Genomic DNA, 18,667 nt, shown 5'->3' on the forward strand with positions numbered 1-18,667 from the left:
ACGGTATTATTTTTGTACATTTATCTAAATAATTGTATTTAAACCAGTTTAATGAGGTTTTTTTTAGTTTTTACATTTTTATTTCTAACTGTTACCGATTTAGCGATAGCGCAGAAGAAAGACAAAAAGAAGGGACGGAGCTATAATATCGTTTCCCCTGAACAGTCTCTGCTAAAAAAAACTGACTCCACTTACGTATTTGAATTTTCTAATATAAATCGCCTCGATTATTTCGCGGATGCAAAACTTCAGAAAAAAATTCTTGAATGGGATAGAAAAAAAGACTGGGAAAACCTCTATCCTGCCTTGGAAGTGTATGTCGCTAATTTTGGAGTAGAAAATTTCTTCAAGGACAATTATCTGCTTTGGAGACTAGCTAAATTAGCTGAACATTTCGGAGAAATTGAAAAATCAAAATACTATTACAGGCTGGTACTTAAGCATCATAGAGAAGATCTCGATATAGGTAAAACTGAACTTCACTATGATTCAATCACTAAAAATGAGAAAGATTACTATGTTCCATTAGAATACTACTATGAGCTGGTAGATTTCAGAAAAGAGATCGACACATTAAGACCGCCCCGTGGAGTACTTTTAAATATGGGAAAAGAGGTAAATAGTAAAACACCTGATTACGGTCCCACCCTTAGTGCTGATGATGCCACTTTGATTTTTACTTCCAAGCGGAATGTACAGAAAACCTCAATGATGGAGGTAAGAGAAAATGAAGATCTTTTCTTCACCAAATTTAAGGATGGCGGCTGGGAAGAATCACAACCCTTCATTGGTGTGAATACTCAATATAATGAAGGCTCAGCATGCATAAGCAGAGACGGAAAAACCTTGTATTTTGTCAGATGTAATAGCCCTGATAGTTATGGCAATTGTGATATCTTCGAAGCTAAATTACAATCAGACAGTACCTGGGGTGAAGTAAAGAATTTAGGACAAAAAGTGAATTCAGTAAACTGGGATTCACATCCAAGTCTTTCTGTTACTGAAGATACTTTGTTTTTTGCCTCTGACAGAATTGAAGGATTTGGTTTGTCTGACATTTATTATACAGTTAAGCAAAATGATAACTCCTGGGGTAAGCCTTACAATTTAGGCCCGGTAATAAATACCAATGGTAATGAAGTGAGCCCCTATTACGATCACAAATACAAAGTATTGTACTTCAGTAGCACTGGTCAGTTATTAAGGTTCGGTGGGTTTGATATATATAAATCTTATTATAAAAAAGGTGCCTGGGCAGAGCCTAAAAATGTTGGTCCGCTAGTTAATGGCCCTGGCAACGAGTATTATTTCACTATTGACAGCCAGGCTGATTTACTTTTTTACGCAAAATCTTCAGATACCCAGAATAATGATTTGGATCTCCACTCATTCCCTCTTCCAATGGGTGCTCAACCGGCTGCAAATACAATGTTTGCTGGTAAGCTCGAAGGAATAGATGGTCAGAAATTTGAAGGCATTGTTTCGGTTATAGATATAGAAAACGGTATCGAGGTAGCGCCAAAATTTCTGCGAGATGATGGTACTTTTGCTTTTGATCTCATTGATAACCAAAAATACCTGATCATACTACAGGGAGATAACTTTTTCCGAATAGAAGAAATATTTACTGTGGAAGGTGATATGACTGTAGAATTTGAAGCACAGGAGATCAATGCAACCATGGAGTTTGAATCTGTTGTATTTGACAATGGTAAAGCGGAGATCAAACCGGAAATGCATACTGACCTTGACAAGGTAGGAAACTTTCTAATAGACCATCCTAATTATCTGTTAACAATAGCAGGGCATACTGATAGTGATGGTAATCCGGCAGCAAACAAAGATCTCTCTCAGCGAAGAGCTGAAGCAATAAAAGACTTTTTAATTGGCTTTTATCGTATAGATGAAGATAGAATTGACGCTGTGGGTTATGGGTCTGACAGACCACTGGTCAAAGAAAAAACTGAAGCTGATAAACAGCTTAATCGCAGGGTTGAATTTCATATTGAACGATCTGCAAAGATTAGTAAATAAGAAATAAAAAAACACATAAAAAAAGCCCAAAGGAGATCCTTTGGGCTTTTTGCTATTTCATATCTAAATATTATCCAAGGAATGAATCTCTGATCCACTGCCAGATATCATTTCCGAATATAAATACCATCAGAGTCAATAATATAGCCATTCCGACTTTCTGTGCTCCCTCAAGGAACTTATCACTAGGCTTTCTGCCCGACACAATTTCATACAGTAAGAATACCACATGACCACCATCAAGTGCTGGAATCGGCAATAAATTCATAAAAGCCAGTACCATAGAAAGCAATCCGGTCAAGGCCCAAAATCTGGTCCAATCCCAGGTTCCTCCAAAAGTTCTCATGATACCAATTGGCCCTTGAAGTGATTTTGTAGGATCCAGGTCTCCACTAAACATTTTTCCAAATGCCCTGATGTTAACCCAAACTACCGTAAAGGCTTTTGAAGTTCCCATTGGTATGGCTTGTCCCAGGCTATATTCTTCTCTTTCAAAATTCACACCTTCAACCACTGGAAGAAATCCAATAATGGCACTATCACCTAAGGCAACATTCATCTGCTTCGTTTCACTGTCTCTTTTTACAGTGAGGCTAACTTCTTCTCCTGCATATTGACTAATCTCTGATTTAAACTCGTCAAAATAAGTGAACTCCTGGCCATTAATCTCAAGTATCTTGTCTCCCTCTTTCAGACCGGCTTTTGCACCAGGGCTATCTTTAGAAACATTTCCTACCACAAAAGGATGTCGGTAAAAAATAAATTGCCCTTTCTTTTCTGAAAGATCATTCATGAAATCAGAAGGCACATCTACAGTGATTGTATCGCCATCTCTTAAAACAGTATAATATGAATCATCTTCAAGAAGTACTTCGATGTTACTTAAGTCTCCGAATCTTTCCCAGTCTTTCCCATTTACATTCAGAATCTTATCACCTGTCTGTAATCCGATTTTTTCTCCTAATTCCAAAGCATAGATACCGGCCTTATTCACTTCAGACTTCGGTAGATATTCTTCACCATTGACATATAGCAAGCTGATGAAAATAATTATACCGGTAATTACATTGATAATAATTCCACCTAGCATCACTATTAATCTTTGCCATGCTGGTTTTGCTCTGAATTCCCATGGTTGAGGTTCTTCATCAAGGTTTTCAGTATCCAAAGATTCATCTACCATACCGGAGATCTTTACAAATCCACCTAAAGGTATGGCCCCGATACTGTACTCAGTTTCTCCCCATTGGAAACCAAATATTTTAGGAGGAAAACCAATTGAATACTTCTCCACTCTCATGCCAAAAACTTTGGCTGCCACTAAATGGCCCAACTCATGTAATCCTACTAAAATAGATATGCTCAGAATTAACTGAGCGAACATAATAATTCCTTCCATTATAAAATATTTATCCTAAATACGCATTTGCTAAACTCCGGGTTTCTTTATCTGTTTCTACATAGTCATCAAGACCCGGAGATGATATGTAATCTATTTTCTCTAAACAATGCTCTATTAAATTCGACATCTCTAAAAATCCAACCTTGTCTTTTAAAAACGCATCGACTGCAATTTCGTTTGCGGCATTTAAAATACAAGGCATATTTCCTGATTTTTCTAATGACTCAAATGCTAATGCTAAATTTCTGAATGTATCAGTATCAGGCTTTTCGAAAGTAAGTTGTGGATATTTGGCAAAATCAAACCTTGGAAAATCTGATTTGATCCGGTCAGGATAAGTCAGGGCATATTGGATAGGCACTTTCATATCTGGCAAACCCATCTGAGCTTTCATGCTGCCATCTTCAAACTGCACCATCGAATGAATGATAGACTGAGGATGGACAACCACTTCTATCTGCTCGGGTTTTAAACCAAATAACCATTTTGCTTCTATCACTTCAAGACCTTTATTCATCATAGATGCAGAATCGATAGTGATCTTCGCTCCCATTTCCCAATTCGGATGTTTTAGAGCCTGCTCCCTCGATACTTTTTCAAGTTCAGTCCGTTTTTTTCCTCTGAAAGGGCCTCCACTTGCGGTTAATATTATTTTCTCTATCGGATTATGAAATTCTCCTGCAAGACACTGGAAAATCGCCGAATGCTCTGAATCTACCGGATAGATATTAACTCCTTTTTGACGGGCTAATTCTGTGATTAGTTCACCAGCTACCACAAGGGTTTCTTTATTTGCCAGTGCGATTGGTTTTCCACTTTCGATTGCTCTTATCGTAGGCTTAAGACCTGCATAACCCACTACTGCCGTAAGAACAATGTCGATAGTATCCATTTCTAAAACGGAAGAAAGTGCATTTTCACCTGCATAAACTTTAATATCATGCGGATCTAAAGCATCAAAAACTTCCTGATACTTGTCTTCATTTGCAATAACTACCGCATTGGGTTTAAATTTCAAAGCCTGCTCAATAAGCTTCTCAGCACTATTTTGTGCTGTTAAAACCTCTGCTACAAATCTATCAGGGTTTGCTTCGATCACTTCTAAGGCCTGAACACCAATAGAACCAGTCGACCCCAGTATCGCAACATGTCTCTTCTTCTGATCTTTATTTTCAATCATTATTTTCTAAAAAATTCTGCAGTTCATCAGCAAGTGACCTGTCGTTTGAAAGTCGTGGTACTTTATTTTGACCACCCAGCTTACCTCGCTGCCTCATCATTTCTATGAATGCATTCTTTTTTAATGGCCTGACTTTCAGCTTTCGTAAAATATTTCCGCTAATCAGGTCATCGTAATAAACATTCAATTCCCTTAATTTATTATCAATTTCTGTTTCGAAATCCTGCAAATTTAATGGTTCTTTATCAAATTCTATATACCATTCGTGTAAAGGAAGCCCTTCGTCAGGATTTACTTGTGGAGCAACCGTAAATTCTACAATTTCTGTTTCCGGAAATTTCTCCACCGCTGATGCTAGTGCCTTTTCAACTTCTTCTCCAATAACATGTTCTCCGAATGCTGAAATGAAATGTTTAATTCTTCCTGTCACTACCAATCGATGAGGGAATTTGGATACAAATTTTACTGTATCTCCAATATTATAACCCCATAAACCGGCATTATTATTAATAATTAGTGCGTAATTTTTATCCAGCTCAACCTCTCCTATACTCAGCCTTGTAGGATTTTCATCAAAGACTTCATCAGCAGGGATAAACTCAAAAAATATGCCGCTATCCACCAACAATAGCAAGCCTTTATCTCCTTGCCTATCCTGGTAAGCGATAAACCCTTCTGATGCAGGGTATGTTTCAATACTATCGACATGACGACCAATACTTTCAAATAACTTGGCCCGGTAAGGTTCAAAGTTTACACCTCCATAAACAAATAACGAGAAGTTTGGGAATAATTCACCTGCCTTCTTACCTGTCTCTTCTTTTAGCTGGTCAAAATACATTTGCACCCAGGGAGGAATACCCGAGATCAAAGTCATATCTCTTTCCTTGGTCTCACTCACTATCGCATCAAGTTTTTCTTCCCAGTCTTCAATACAATTGGTTTTATAACTTGGAAGCTGGTTAGTTCTTAGATAATTAGGTACGTGATGGTTAACAATTCCTGATAATCTACCTGTGAGGATTCCGTTAGTTCGGTACATTTCCGGGCTTCCGGACAGAAATATCAGATTGCCTTCAACGAAAGAACTATTCCCTGTTTCGTGGATATAATTCAACAAGGCATTCCTGGCACTATTAATATGATTAGGGATTGAGTCTTTGGTAATCGGAATATACTTGGTGCCGGAAGTGGTACCACTTGTTTTGGCAAAATATTTAGGCTTTCCCTTCCATAGAATATCAGGTTCACCATTAACAACCCTGTCAAAATACGGTTTCAATCCTTCATAATCCCTTATAGGGACTCGCTTTTTAAAATCATCGTGACTTTTAATATTCGCGAAATCATGATCTTTACCGAAAACAGTCTTACTTCCAACCTTGATCAGGTTGTCGAATGCTTTTTGTTGATATTTTACCGGATCAGCAGACCATTTCTTCTGTTTAGCAGCTATATAAGCCGCAAATGGTTTACTTAAAAAAGACTTTAATCCCATAGCCATGCAAGTTAATAAAATTAATGCTTAGGACGTCAACTTTTCCCCCCACAACAACTGGCATTTATTTTGATACGTAATAAAAGAATAACTTTAAACATAAAAGCAAAGGAGTCAGACATGAAAAAAACACTTTTTGTCATAGTTGTGTCATTTTTGTCAGGAATTGCTGGTGCTTTTTTTTATTCAAATATCAGTGTTGACCCGACAGATGATAATGATTTTGTTTTTGCCTCAAATGAGTATAAGCAATCTCAAACCCAATTTACAAGTGATAATTCCAGGAATATTGCGAGAGAGAGTATTGAAAATATAAATATTGATTTTCGCGAAGCTTCAGAAAAAGCAACAGAAAGTGTGGTTTACATAAAAACCATGGCTAGCGGAAGAAGTGGCGATTCATTTTATGAATGGTTTTTTGGAGGTGGTAGCCCCACGCCAAGAGTAAGTTCTGGATCAGGAGTAATTTATACATCAGATGGATTTATTATCACAAATAATCACGTGATCCAGGGAGCAGACAGGATCGAAGTGATGGCTAAACAGCGATCGTATGAAGCAACTGTAATTGGCACAGACCCATCAACTGATATTGCTGTATTGAAAATCGATGCTAAAAATCTTCCAGCTATTGAGATTGCCAGCTCAAGGGAAGTTGCTGTTGGAGAATGGGTATTGGCCGTTGGAAACCCATTTAATTTAACGAGTACTGTTACTGCCGGGATAGTAAGTGCTAAAGGAAGATCTATAAATATTTTAAAAGGAAACTTTCCGATCGAATCCTTCATCCAGACTGATGCAGCTATTAACCCTGGAAACAGCGGTGGAGCTCTGGTCAACGCAAAAGGTGAGTTGATTGGAATAAATACTGCGATACTATCAAAAACAGGATCATATGCTGGATACGGGTTTGCCGTTCCAATCGATATAGCAAAGAAAGTTGTTAATGACCTGATAAACTACCGGGAAGTTCAAAAAGCATTTATAGGAGCATCTGTAATCGATATTACCTATGAAAACAGGGAATATTCACCAGACGGATCTACTAATGGTGTACTTATCACCAAATTATACGATGATGGAGCTGCAAAAGAAGCCGGCCTGAAGGAAGGGGATATGATCACTCGAATTAATGATATCCCTGTTCCAAATAAAACAGCATATGATGAGACACTTGGGTATTTTTCTCCGGGTGATAAAGTTACTGTTTACTTAAAAAGAGATGATAATGTAATCTCAAGACAAGTCACGCTTACAAATGCACTTGGCACCACTAATCTTATAAAAAGAGAATTCTATTCTTCTGAAAGACTTGGAGCAGATTTCGAATCCCTTTCTCCGGATGAACTAAAAGCCTATGATGTCGAAGGTGGATTAAGAATTAAAAATGTTAAACCTGGTCTGATAGAAAGAATGGATCTGACAGAAGAGTTTATAATTACCAAAGTAAATGGTGAGGTAATCGACTCAGCTCAGGAACTGGCAGATATTCTCCAGGGAGCACGGGGCAGAGTGGTAGTTGAAGGAATAAATCAACGGGGAGTAAAAGGATATTTTAGTTACTTATTCTAAAACAAAAAAGGCTGCGATTGCAGCCTTTTTTATTTATCTGTTATACGATTTTATCTGTAATTTCTTTCTGATATTATCGACCTCATCTTTAAACTTACTATCAACTTCCATTAAGTCACTTACAGTTTGTACTGCGTGAATCACGGTACTGTGGTCACGACCTCCAAAATGATAACCAATCGATTTTAATGATAAAGAAGTATGCTCTTTGCTGAAATACATTGCTACCTGTCTGGCAACCACTATTTCTTTCTTCCTGGTTTTTGATTTAATATCATCCAGGCTCACATCGTAATGCTCAGCAACTGTTTTTTGAATAAAGTCTACTCCAACATCACTATCAATATCCTGTACTATATTCTTTAACGTATCCTTAGCTAATTGAAGGTCAATTTCTTTTCTGTTAAGGGAAGCCTGAGCAACCAGTGAGATCAAAACTCCTTCAAGTTCTCTTATATTCGTATCAACGCTATAAGCAAGGTACTCCAAGACATTATCAGGAATATCAATTCCTTCAGACTGAAGTTTTTTCTGCATAATCGCAATACGGGTTTCAAAATCTGGTGTCTGAAGGTCAGCAGTTAATCCCCACTTAAACCTTGATAGCAATCTTTCCTGTAACCCCTTAAGATCTCGTGGCGGGCAATCACTAGTCATGATTATCTGCTTTCCAGACTGATGAAGGTGGTTAAAAATATGGAAGAAGATTTCCTGAGTCTTTTCTTTTCCTGACAGGAATTGTACATCATCGATAATAAGTGTATCTACCTGAAGATAATAATTACTAAAATGCTGAATATTATTATTTCTCAGTGCTTCAATAAACTGGTTAGTGAATTTTTCTGATGAAACGTAAAGAACGAATTTGTCAGGATACTGCCCTTTTATTTCATTGCCAACGGCTTGGACCAAATGAGTTTTTCCCAGACCAACCCCGCCATATAAAAGCAATGGGTTAAAACTAGTTACCCCTGGTTTCTTTGCAACAGCATATCCGGCTGAGCGAGCCAGCCTGTTACAATCGCCCTCAACAAAATTATCGAAGATATAATTTGAATTTAAATTTGACTCATGTGTAGGTGCCGAAGACTTAATATCAAAAGGACTGAAATTTTCAATATTGCTCTTCCCATTTACCTTGCGGTCAGAAGTCGGGTAATTGACCGACATTGGCTTATGGCTCTCGTCACCTTTATCGACTATTACAGAATACTGAAGTCTGGCCTTGTTTCCGAGATTCGCCAAAAGAGACCTCCTCATAGGCCCTATAAAATGTTCTTCAAGGTATTCATAAAAAAACTGACTGGGTACTTGTATGGTAAGTACCTGTCCCTCTAATTTTAGAGGCACTATTGGTCTGAACCACGTATTAAAGCTTTGTTCTCCGATCTCGGCTTTAATATGGCGCAAACAATCTTCCCAAACTGTCTTGCAGTCTTTTTGCATTTAACTTAAAAACGATGGCTTTCTATGGATTATTCCCAAAACGGGAAGACAAATTTGACGAAAAAATAGTTCTAAAAAAAATGTGTATTACCTTGACTTTTTGTAAAAATGCCATTCCTCTAAATATTATAGGATTAAGGAAGAATAAAAATCTATAATTCATGATATAATACCACACATTATTAAAAAAAGACAAAGTGTGTTTTAGGGTATTTTAATGATAAAAATAGCTATCTGAGGTAAAATCACTGTAAAATCATCAGTTTCGGTGTATATTTGAAAAGAATCAATGAACAATATTTCCCGTGGATAAAATTAAACTTGAGAACCAATCTTTTAACCCGATCGATAAACCTCAATGGTATGACAAGATCATTGAGGATCTCAAAGGAAAAACTTCCATTGAAAAATTAAAGGCTAAAACCTATGAGCCTTTTGATATAGACCCTTTTTATACTGAACAGGAATCAGGTCAATGGAAATACCTGGAAATTTTAAATCGTCCCTCTGATAAAAATAACCCGAGAGAATGGTGTTATCTGGAGAGAATTAAGGTAACCAATGATTTCAATGCTAATAAGGAAATTAAAAAAGCATTAAAAACTGATGTAGGTGGGTTTATTCTTGACCTTTATGATGATCCGGATATTCAATTCAATAAAATTCTGGACAGCATAGAAGAAAGCAAATTTAAAATATTTTTAGAGTCCGACAACAGGGCTTTTACTTGTCTGAACAGGTTTACAGACTATTCAAAAAATGAAGTGATTCAGAACCTCTCCGGAGGAATACTTTATGATCCGTTGTCTCTTCTTAGCAGACATGGCTCAATTGATGATGCGGTATTTTCCAAAATCATTTCTATGCTTGAGAGAACTGAAAATATAAAGGATTTCACAGTTTTTTCAGTTGACTCTTCTACTTTCAGCAACGCAGGTGCATCTGTTACCCAGGAATTAGCTTTTTCGTGTTCTGAATTTTCTGAATACTGCACGAGGCTTTCCGATATGGGAGTTCCTCTCCAGAAAACCATTTCTGAGAAACTGACTATTGAAATGGGAACTGGGCAAAACTTCTTCCTGGAAATTGCCAAAGGAAGAGCCCTCAGATACCTTTTTTATAAGATTGCACAGGAATTTGGTGTTAAGGACATCAGTCCTCACGATTTTAATATTCTCAGTAGAACTAGCATGTGGAATAAAAGCCTTTTTGATCCCTATGTTAATATTTTGAGGACGACTACTGAAACAATGTCTGCTCTGTTAGGTGGAGCTGATTATATAAAAGTTGCTGATTTTAATGCTCCATTCCGTGCGAGCGACGATTTCAGCAGAAGAATTTCAAGAAACATAAGTCACCTGCTTCGATATGAAAGTCACTTTGATAAGGTTGCAGACCCGGTAGCAGGAAACTGGTTAATCAATAGTCTGACAGATAAATTGATTGGTGCTGCATGGGACTTATTTATTAAAACTGAAGAACATGGGGGATATATGGAAGCCCTCAAAGAAGGTTTCATCCAGCAGGAAATCAATGAAGTGAGACTAAAAAAGATTAGTGACCTCGCTGCTCATAAAGAAGATTATATCGGAACCACAAAATATCAAATGTCAGCAGAAATTATTGATCCGGATGCTATCAATCATGATTTCAATGGGGAGCCGAAGATCGATAAAGCCCTAACCCCTATTTCTGCGATGACTGAATTTAACCAATTGCGTCTGAGGACAGAGGCTTTTGTTAAAAGACATGGTCAGGATTTTAGACCTAAGGTTATTCCAGTTTTACTAAATAAAACATCTGTTGCACGAGCAAGAAAAGATTATGCAGGCTTATTCTTCGGTTCTGCAGGATTTCGTTTTGAAGACTCAATGGTTAATAAGCCTCTTGATGAGCAGTTAGAATATGCACATAAATTTCCCAAAGCAATCATTGCTTTTTGCGCAGATAATGAAGCCCTGGTTGAAGAAGAGATCAAGCTTTTTGAAGATTATAAGCATCATGAAAAATCAGAGGATCAAATCCTAAGCGTACTTGGTAAGCCTACTGATTATGACAAACTAAAGAGTTGTGAAGCAATCGACTTTTTTATTAATCAAAAAACAAACACAATCGATCTGCTGACCCACATGCAAAAGAAGCTGGGAGTAATTTCAACTGTAAAAGAAACTGAAGCATGAGACCCGATTTTAATAAAACTGATCTAAAAGAAAATAAAAAATTTAATACCCCTGATTCTAATGGCCATGACCCTTGGCTGTCAGGGGAGCAGATCAAAATCAAATCTGTATACGAAAAAAGTGATCTGGATGATCTTAATCACTTACATTATGGGGCAGGTGAACCTCCTTACCTCAGGGGGCCTTACAGCTCGATGTATGTTACCAGACCCTGGACAATTAGACAGTATGCAGGGTTTAGTACAGCCGAAGAATCTAATGCATTTTATAGAAGAAACCTGGCAGCAGGTCAGCGCGGTTTGTCTGTCGCTTTTGACCTGGCAACTCACAGAGGTTACGACTCCGATCACCCTCGTGTAAAAGGGGATGTTGGTAAAGCCGGAGTGGCTATCGATTCGGTACTGGACATGAAGGTGCTTTTTGATCAGATCCCACTGGATAAAATGTCTGTTTCAATGACTATGAACGGAGCTGTTATTCCGATCATGGCATTTTACATTGCAACTGCTAAAGAACAGGGGGTATCTCCAGAAAAATTAACCGGAACAATTCAAAATGACATCCTTAAGGAATTCATGGTTCGGAACACTTACATTTATCCTCCAGAACCCTCGATAAGAATCATTGCGGACATTTTTGAATATACTTCCAAAAATATGCCGAAGTTCAACTCTATCAGTATTAGTGGTTATCATATGCAGGAAGCTGGTGCTACCGCAGATATCGAACTCGCCTATACTCTGGCAGATGGACTCGAATATATCCGAACTGGTTTAAAAGCCGGGATGGACATCGATAAGTTTGCTCCACGACTTAGTTTCTTCTGGGGTATTGGTATGAACCACTTCATGGAAGTTGCTAAGATGAGAGCAGCTAGAATTCTCTGGGCTTCGATCGTCAAGCAATTCAATCCTGAGAACCCAAAATCAATGGCTCTTAGAACTCACTCACAAACAAGTGGGTGGAGTTTGACTGAGCAAGACCCATATAATAACGTGGCAAGAACGTGTATTGAAGCAATGTCTGCAGCTTTGGGCCACACGCAATCACTACATACCAATGCCCTTGATGAGGCGATTGCCTTACCTACTGATTTCAGTGCACGTATCGCACGAAACACTCAGCTGGTTCTTCAGGAAGAAACAGGTATAACCAATTTCGTTGATCCGTGGGCTGGTTCTTATTATGTTGAAAAGCTTACCAAAGAACTGATAGATAAGGCCTGGAAACATATCGAGGAAATCGAAGAACTGGGAGGTATGGCAAAAGCGATTGAAACCGGCCTTCCAAAAATGCGAATTGAAGAGGCTGCAGCCAGAAAACAAGCGGGTATCGATACAGGAAAAGATGTGATCGTCGGAGTTAATAAATATATTTCTGAAGAGGAAACCGAGCTTGAAATACTTGAAATCGATAACTCTGCTGTAATGAAATCGCAGTTAGACCGACTTGAGGAGCTTCGAAATAATAGAAATGATGAAGAAGTTCAGGAAGCAATGGATGCAATCACTAAAGCAGCTGAAAGTGGTGAAGGGAATCTACTGGAACTCGCTGTTATCGCTGCTGAAAAAAGAGCTTCATTAGGAGAAATATCTTATGCCATGGAAAAAGTATTTGGAAGACATAAAGCAGAAAGCCAATCCGTATCCGGAGTTTATGGCGGAGAATCTAAAGAAAATGAAGCATTTAAGAATGCGGTAAAAATGTCTGATGAATTTGCTGAAACTGAAGGTCGCAGACCTCGGATTATGATCGCCAAAATGGGTCAGGATGGTCACGACCGTGGTGCCAAAGTGATTGCCTCAGCTTTTGCGGATATTGGCTTTGACGTTGACATTGGCCCGTTATTTCAAACCCCTGAAGAAGCAGCAAAGCAAGCTGCTGAAAACGATGTTCACTTTATTGGAGCGAGTAGTCTTGCCGGAGGTCATAAAACACTTATTCCAGACCTGATCAATGAACTTAAAAATATCGGAAGAGATGATATTATGGTAATTGCAGGTGGTGTGATACCTCAACAGGATTATCAATTCCTTTACGACTCAGGTGTGTCTGCAGTGTTCGGACCTGGAACAGTGATACCGGATGCAGCAGTGAAGATTATGAAAAAATATCTTGAAGAATAAAAACTAACTGGAACTTTAAGTTTTAAAAGCGAGGATGGATGTTCTCGCTTTATTTGTATAATTCGGATTGCAAATCCTATGATAGTGATTCGACATTGCAAATGTCGAACAGCGGCTAACGTTTATTTACTTAAGGCAGCAATATCAGCGTTATAAACGCTGTTCTCAATAACAACCTCGTTACGCTTTGCTAAACAAGGTCGATGCATCATTTTTTATTAATGTTCCCTACAGAGAAGTTTATCGTCCTCGTTTGCAACGAGGATGATTGAGATTGGCGATTGTATCGCCATTAAGCTATACCTACTTTCAACTAATTCGGATTACAAATCCTATGATAGTGATTCAACATTGCAAATGTCGAACAGCAGCTTTTATTTTTGATTCAAGTTTTTAAAATGTGGATCATCTTAAATAGATGCTCTTCGGAATTTGTAATTCCAAAGCCTTATCCCTGGATTTGTAATCCGGTTTTAGATTTCATAAGTCAGTTCCACCCCAACAACTCCCTGATTTTAATTTAATTAAGATTTTTTTTTGTTATTTTTGAATTCGGTGGATTAGATTTTTTCGATTATGCGACATATTTTACTTTTTCTTACTCTTTCAACAATTACATTATCAAATTCGATAGCTCAAGATTCAAAGCTTGACAAATATCTTTCCCGAATAAAAGATGAAATCCTGGAGGGGGATTATGATAAAGCCCAAAAATTCAATGAAAAGTTGCTGGAAAAATCAAAAAAGAGATACGATTCCAATAATCCATACCTGGCTCATCATCAGCTCAACATTTTAAAACTTGATTTTTACACTGGTCAACCAAAAAATCTAAATCAAGATATAACAAAGCTTCTCGAACTGATTAACGTGATCTATAAAAATGATGATCCACAAGGGCCTTACCAGATACTCGAGGCTGCAGAAGTATTTTCAGATTACGGTGACATCCTTTTTTCAGATAGCCTTTTGAACCTGGCAGAGAAAAAAATCACAGAAAACGATCTGCCCCGTACAGGAAGCTATCTTTCACTATACCGTCTAACCAAACTAAAAAACCTCACTACTAAAGGCCAATATCAAGAGGTGTTCAGCCTTTACAACGAATATAATGAATTCTTCGGTCAGCGACTTTTTAAGGCTCAATCATCAAAAGCAGAGGATCTTACAATGGTAATCAACCATTATTCGTCATGGAATAATTACTATGGACTTGCACTTGCTAAATATGGAGAAATTCAGAAGGCTTTTTCACATTTGACCTCCACAGCTTCCTTTATCCGAAGTAAAAAAGGGGACGAAACCCAGGGTTATGCAGAAAACAAATTCTTTACCGGGATCATTGCGAATGAAAACGGAAGTTTTGACGTTCCTGACGAACTGATTGTTGCCTATCACGACTTTAAAGATGCCGATGACAGTCACTTTCTAAAGATGCAGATACTTAGAGAGTTGGCTTTAGCCTACCTCTACCGCGGCAATGAAAGTGGTTTTAGGAAATATGAGAGCCGATATAGAAAAGAAGCAAGATCATATGATGAATCTTCAGTTTACAATCTCCACCATAAGGCTTTAAATACTGGCCGTAAACTGACCGATTCTGAGCTTTCCACAGTAGAAAATACTTTGAATAATATTCTACATGCACCTCAGTTACCTGAAAATTATCCCGGTAAAATAGGTTGGTATTATTCACTTGCTGAAGTAGCCATTCTAAGAGAAACCCCTTCGAATGTTGAGAACTATCTTAAAAAAGCCCTGGATCTGAAGAAAAATATCTACGGTACAGAATCAGTGGAATACCACTGGTCAAAAATCGATCTGGCTAATTTCTATGTTGATTTTACCGCTAAGCTCAAATCAGCCGGAGAGATCTATAAAAACAGCTATGAAAAAATCATAAAAGATCAATCCACCAATCAGCATACAAAAGTTCTGAATCTGCTCAACCACCTGGCTACCTATTATGAAATGGCTGATGAACATCAACTGGCTATCCAAACTCTTGAAGAAGCTAAAGATGCAACAGATAAAAAATTCAGAGGTGTGGAAGACGATCCGGCAAGAGCAGTACAGTTGGAATACATGGCATCTCTTCAGGTTAAACTAGCCGATTATGATAAAGCACGCATAAACCTGGGAAAAGCACTGGAGATCCTGGAAGAAAACAAAAAAGATACTGAGTATGGGATCTATTATCCAAAAGCCCTGCTTACCAAAGCTAACCTCAAAACAATTGAAGCGGAATATGATGAGGCTGAAGAACTGATTGAAGATGTGGATAAGCTTATCCGCAAGGCTGATATCATTATGCAATCAAAATTCAAAAGCTTTAGTACTGAAGCTGAAAAGGCAAAGATCTACCTGGCTATCGGAGAGTATGACGAAGCGCTCGATATTATCCATACACAATTAGCTGATACAAAGGCTAAATATGGGGAAGGCCATTTTAAAATGATCATTCCGAACACCCAAAAAGCGGAGTTGGAGTTCATTTATGGTGATTATTCTACCGCCGAGGTATTTGCATCCAGAGCGCGAAATATTGCTTTGTCTTATTATGGTGAGAATACTTCCAAGGCAATTCAACCAGCGAAAATACTGGCTAAATTAAGCACTGCCATTGGTGATTATAAAAGTGCCGAAGAGCTTACCCGCGAAGTACTTGAAACACAGATCAGGTATTTTGGTGAAGACCACATTGACGTAGCCTCTTCCCAGGCTTACCTGGCATTATTGCTTAATTACCAGAATAAGAATGAGGAAGAAATTGAAAAGCTATTTAAGAGTGCTATTGCCACACTGGGTGCTAAATTAGGAACTAAAAACCCGGATTTTGCTTCCGTATCCAAAGATCAGGCAGTTTATTATATCAGGAAAAAAAGATATGCGGATGCCATGAGACTTCTCAATCACGCAGAAGCAGTTTATGAGGATAAAATCGGAAGAAGAAACAACGTTAACCTGGCGTCTATCCTCTCGTTAAAAGGCGACTGGCACTACAGTAAAAAAGAATATTCCAAGTCTGAAGATTATTATGAAGATGCCAGAAAGACACTTCGAAAGATTTTCAATGAAAAGCATCCTGAATACGTAAAAAACACAGCTAAACTTGCCCGGGCAGAGTACATGCAGGACAATACGAAACGTGCAGAGATTTATTTACAGGAAGCACTGGACAATCATCTGGTCTACCTGACTGACTATTTCCCTGCCCTTTCTGAAAGAGCAAAAACCCAATACTGGAATACTATTCGTGATGATTTTGAATTTTATCACTTTCTGATAAGCAAAAAAGATGATCCGAAAGATAAAGAGCTGGAGCAGGCTTATGATTATGCCCTGGTAACAAAGGCTATTCTTCTCAATTCAGGACTAAAATTGAGGAATCGCATTCTGAATTCAGGTGATGAAGAACTGATCGACATGTTTGAAACGTGGCGAATGTCTAAAGAACTTATGGCACAAGCAGTTTCAATGAGTGCAGAAAGACAAGCCGAACTCGGTATTGATATCAATGACCTTTCAAAGCAAACTGAAAAGCTGGAAAAACAACTTACCAGTAAGTCAGTATTGTTCTTGCAGGAAGAAGACAGAAATAAGATTACTTCAGGAGATGTTCAAAAAAGCCTGGATGGCCAGGAGACAGCAATTGAAATGGTCAGAATCAGAACCTTCGATCAATATTTTGGCGATAGCGTCATCTACGTTTGTTATATGCTGACCGATAAAGAGATCAAACGGGTAAACTTACCTCGAGGAAACTACATGGAAACAAAAGGGCATTCCTTATATAAAAACTCAATATATTTTGGTCTTGAAGACAATGAATCTTACCACCTGTACTGGAAATCAGTGGCGAAACAGATTCCTGATGCATCAAAGATTTACTTTTCACCAGATGGAGTGTACAACCAGATCAACCTCGAAAGTTTAAGTGATGAAAATGACAGCTATGTATTTGATGAAGCCAACATTATTCTGGTAAGTAACACCAAAGAAATCTACCAGAAGAGAAATAAAAAGGAAATCAAGAATAACAATAACAAGGCAGAGATTATTGGTTCACCTCAATTTTACTCCAGCAATAACGTGAGTAAGCGGACAGTAAAGTCATTGCCCGGCACCAAAAAAGAAGCAGAAGAACTAAATACGCTGCTATCGTCTAACGGATGGACAACCAATACGCTGACCGGTGCAGAGGCGAGTGAGCAAAAGATAAAAGAAATCAAAAACCCGAAAGTATTTCACGTGGCTACTCATGGTTTTTTCAATGAAGGTTCCGGCCAGGGACCAGACTTACAAAACCCGCTTTATAATCCGTTATTGCGTAGCGGTTTACTATTATCTGGCGCAGGAGACCTGCTAGCTGAGCATCCGGCAAATTACAATGCAGATAATGGCGTGCTGACAGCTTTTGAGGCCATGAATATGGATCTTGACAATACTGACCTTGTGGTATTGAGCGCCTGTGAAACTGCTGGTGGAGACATCAAAGTTGGTGAAGGAGTGTATGGATTACAGCGAGCCTTTTTAGTTGCCGGTGCAGAAACTCTTGTAATGAGTCTGTTCAAAGTCGACGACAAAGTGACCAGTGAATTTATGATCACATTTTACAAAGAAATGCTGGATGGCAAAGACAAAAGAGAAGCTTTCTATGCAGCCAAAAAGAAGGTGAAAGAAGATCATGCCGCACCAAAATATTGGGCTCCTTTTGTTATGATTGGGATGTAATTATTTTTCTATGGCCATGGTTCGTGTCCTCACGAACCATTTTTAATGCAGAAACTTCTCCCTACAACTGGCGCAAGGTACTGTCTTAAAGATATGAGCGTCGCGCTTGTGCCTACTTTCAATTAATTCGGATCACAGATCCTATGATAAGAGTACGACATTGCAAATGTCGAACAGCTGCTTTCTTTAATGAAAGCTCTTTCAATTTTGAACCTCTGTTTAATAAAAAACTATTGCTCTTCTGGATTTGAAATCCACATTCAACTATCTTGAAACAGCTATATCAGCGTTGCAAACGCTGTTCTCACCAACAACCTCGTTACGCTTCGCTAAACAAGGTCGATGGGTCATCTTTTATTTATGTTTCCTACAGAGAAGTTTATCGTCCTCGTTTGGAACGAGGATGATTGAGATTGGCGATTGTATCGCCATTTTTCATGCTCTTCGGCATTTATAATTCCGAAGCCCTATCCATGGATATAATCCATATTTAAG

Annotated in this window: 9 protein-coding genes; 5 read left to right on the forward strand and 4 right to left on the reverse strand. The window is 38.2% G+C overall.

Translation table 11 applies throughout. The annotated features are described in order from the left end of the window. The first annotated feature begins 51 nt into the window (after positions 1 to 51). The gene (locus OO013_RS14515; RefSeq protein WP_266057634.1) at positions 52 to 2,034 is read left to right on the forward strand and encodes an OmpA family protein; all 1,983 of its coding nucleotides are present in this window, start codon (positions 52 to 54) and stop codon (positions 2,032 to 2,034) included. Between the two features lie 70 nt (positions 2,035 to 2,104). Here OO013_RS14515 and rseP read toward each other — a convergent pair whose 3' ends face one another. Genes rseP through OO013_RS14530 form a run of 3 tightly spaced genes read right to left on the reverse strand, consistent with a single transcriptional unit; the run spans position 2,105 to position 6,114 of the window. Continuing rightward, a complete protein-coding gene (gene rseP / locus OO013_RS14520; protein ID WP_266057636.1) occupies positions 2,105 to 3,433 on the reverse strand; it encodes an RIP metalloprotease RseP in 1,329 nt (442 codons plus the stop codon). 10 nt (positions 3,434 to 3,443) lie between these two features. Beyond that, on the reverse strand, positions 3,444 to 4,616 hold the full coding sequence (locus OO013_RS14525) for a 1-deoxy-D-xylulose-5-phosphate reductoisomerase (protein WP_266057637.1): 1,173 nt from the start codon (positions 4,614 to 4,616) through the stop codon (positions 3,444 to 3,446). After that, positions 4,609 to 6,114 (reverse strand): GH3 auxin-responsive promoter family protein, encoded by a 1,506-nt coding sequence (locus OO013_RS14530; RefSeq protein ID WP_266057638.1) that lies wholly within the window; start codon positions 6,112 to 6,114, stop codon positions 4,609 to 4,611. Before OO013_RS14530 ends, OO013_RS14525 begins: the two co-directional genes overlap by 8 nt. A gap of 120 nt (positions 6,115 to 6,234) precedes the next feature. On the opposite strand from OO013_RS14530, the gene OO013_RS14535 reads away from it, so the two are divergent. Then, positions 6,235 to 7,686 (forward strand): trypsin-like peptidase domain-containing protein, encoded by a 1,452-nt coding sequence (locus OO013_RS14535; protein WP_266057639.1) that lies wholly within the window; start codon positions 6,235 to 6,237, stop codon positions 7,684 to 7,686. Positions 7,687 to 7,719: 33 nt separating this feature from the next. Here the strand turns inward: OO013_RS14535 and dnaA are convergent, their stop codons facing one another. After that, positions 7,720 to 9,132 carry a chromosomal replication initiator protein DnaA gene (dnaA, locus tag OO013_RS14540; protein WP_266057641.1) on the reverse strand — a complete coding sequence of 471 codons (1,413 nt, stop codon included), beginning with the start codon at positions 9,130 to 9,132 and terminating at the stop codon, positions 7,720 to 7,722. A 305-nt stretch (positions 9,133 to 9,437) separates the two neighbouring features. On the opposite strand from dnaA, the gene OO013_RS14545 reads away from it, so the two are divergent. From OO013_RS14545 to OO013_RS14555, 3 genes are all read left to right on the forward strand, one after another. Beyond that, positions 9,438 to 11,312, forward strand: a complete 1,875-nt coding sequence (locus OO013_RS14545) for a methylmalonyl-CoA mutase family protein (RefSeq protein ID WP_266057642.1) — start codon at positions 9,438 to 9,440, stop codon at positions 11,310 to 11,312. Beyond that, the gene (gene scpA / locus OO013_RS14550; RefSeq protein ID WP_266057643.1) at positions 11,309 to 13,438 is read left to right on the forward strand and encodes a methylmalonyl-CoA mutase; all 2,130 of its coding nucleotides are present in this window, start codon (positions 11,309 to 11,311) and stop codon (positions 13,436 to 13,438) included. Before OO013_RS14545 ends, scpA begins: the two co-directional genes overlap by 4 nt. 576 nt (positions 13,439 to 14,014) lie before the next feature. After that, positions 14,015 to 18,172 (forward strand): CHAT domain-containing protein, encoded by a 4,158-nt coding sequence (locus OO013_RS14555; protein WP_266057644.1) that lies wholly within the window; start codon positions 14,015 to 14,017, stop codon positions 18,170 to 18,172. Positions 18,173 to 18,667 lie beyond the last annotated feature (495 nt).

Origin of the sequence: Mangrovivirga halotolerans, from assembly GCF_026241165.1 — a bacterium.
In the GTDB taxonomy this organism is placed as follows: Bacteria; Bacteroidota; Bacteroidia; order Cytophagales; family Cyclobacteriaceae; genus Mangrovivirga; species Mangrovivirga halotolerans.

What these genes read in the sequence shown, in the direction of transcription:
- OO013_RS14515 (WP_266057634.1), top strand. Translation starts at nt 52, where the DNA reads ATGAGGTTTTTTTTAGTTTTTACATTTTTATTTCTAACTGTTACCGAT.
- dnaA (WP_266057641.1), bottom strand. Translation starts at nt 9,132, where the DNA reads ATGCAAAAAGACTGCAAGACAGTTTGGGAAGATTGTTTGCGCCATATT.
- OO013_RS14525 (WP_266057637.1), bottom strand. Translation starts at nt 4,616, where the DNA reads ATGATTGAAAATAAAGATCAGAAGAAGAGACATGTTGCGATACTGGGG.
- rseP (WP_266057636.1), bottom strand. Translation starts at nt 3,433, where the DNA reads ATGGAAGGAATTATTATGTTCGCTCAGTTAATTCTGAGCATATCTATT.
- scpA (WP_266057643.1), top strand. Translation starts at nt 11,309, where the DNA reads ATGAGACCCGATTTTAATAAAACTGATCTAAAAGAAAATAAAAAATTT.
- OO013_RS14555 (WP_266057644.1), top strand. Translation starts at nt 14,015, where the DNA reads ATGCGACATATTTTACTTTTTCTTACTCTTTCAACAATTACATTATCA.
- OO013_RS14530 (WP_266057638.1), bottom strand. Translation starts at nt 6,114, where the DNA reads ATGGGATTAAAGTCTTTTTTAAGTAAACCATTTGCGGCTTATATAGCT.
- OO013_RS14535 (WP_266057639.1), top strand. Translation starts at nt 6,235, where the DNA reads ATGAAAAAAACACTTTTTGTCATAGTTGTGTCATTTTTGTCAGGAATT.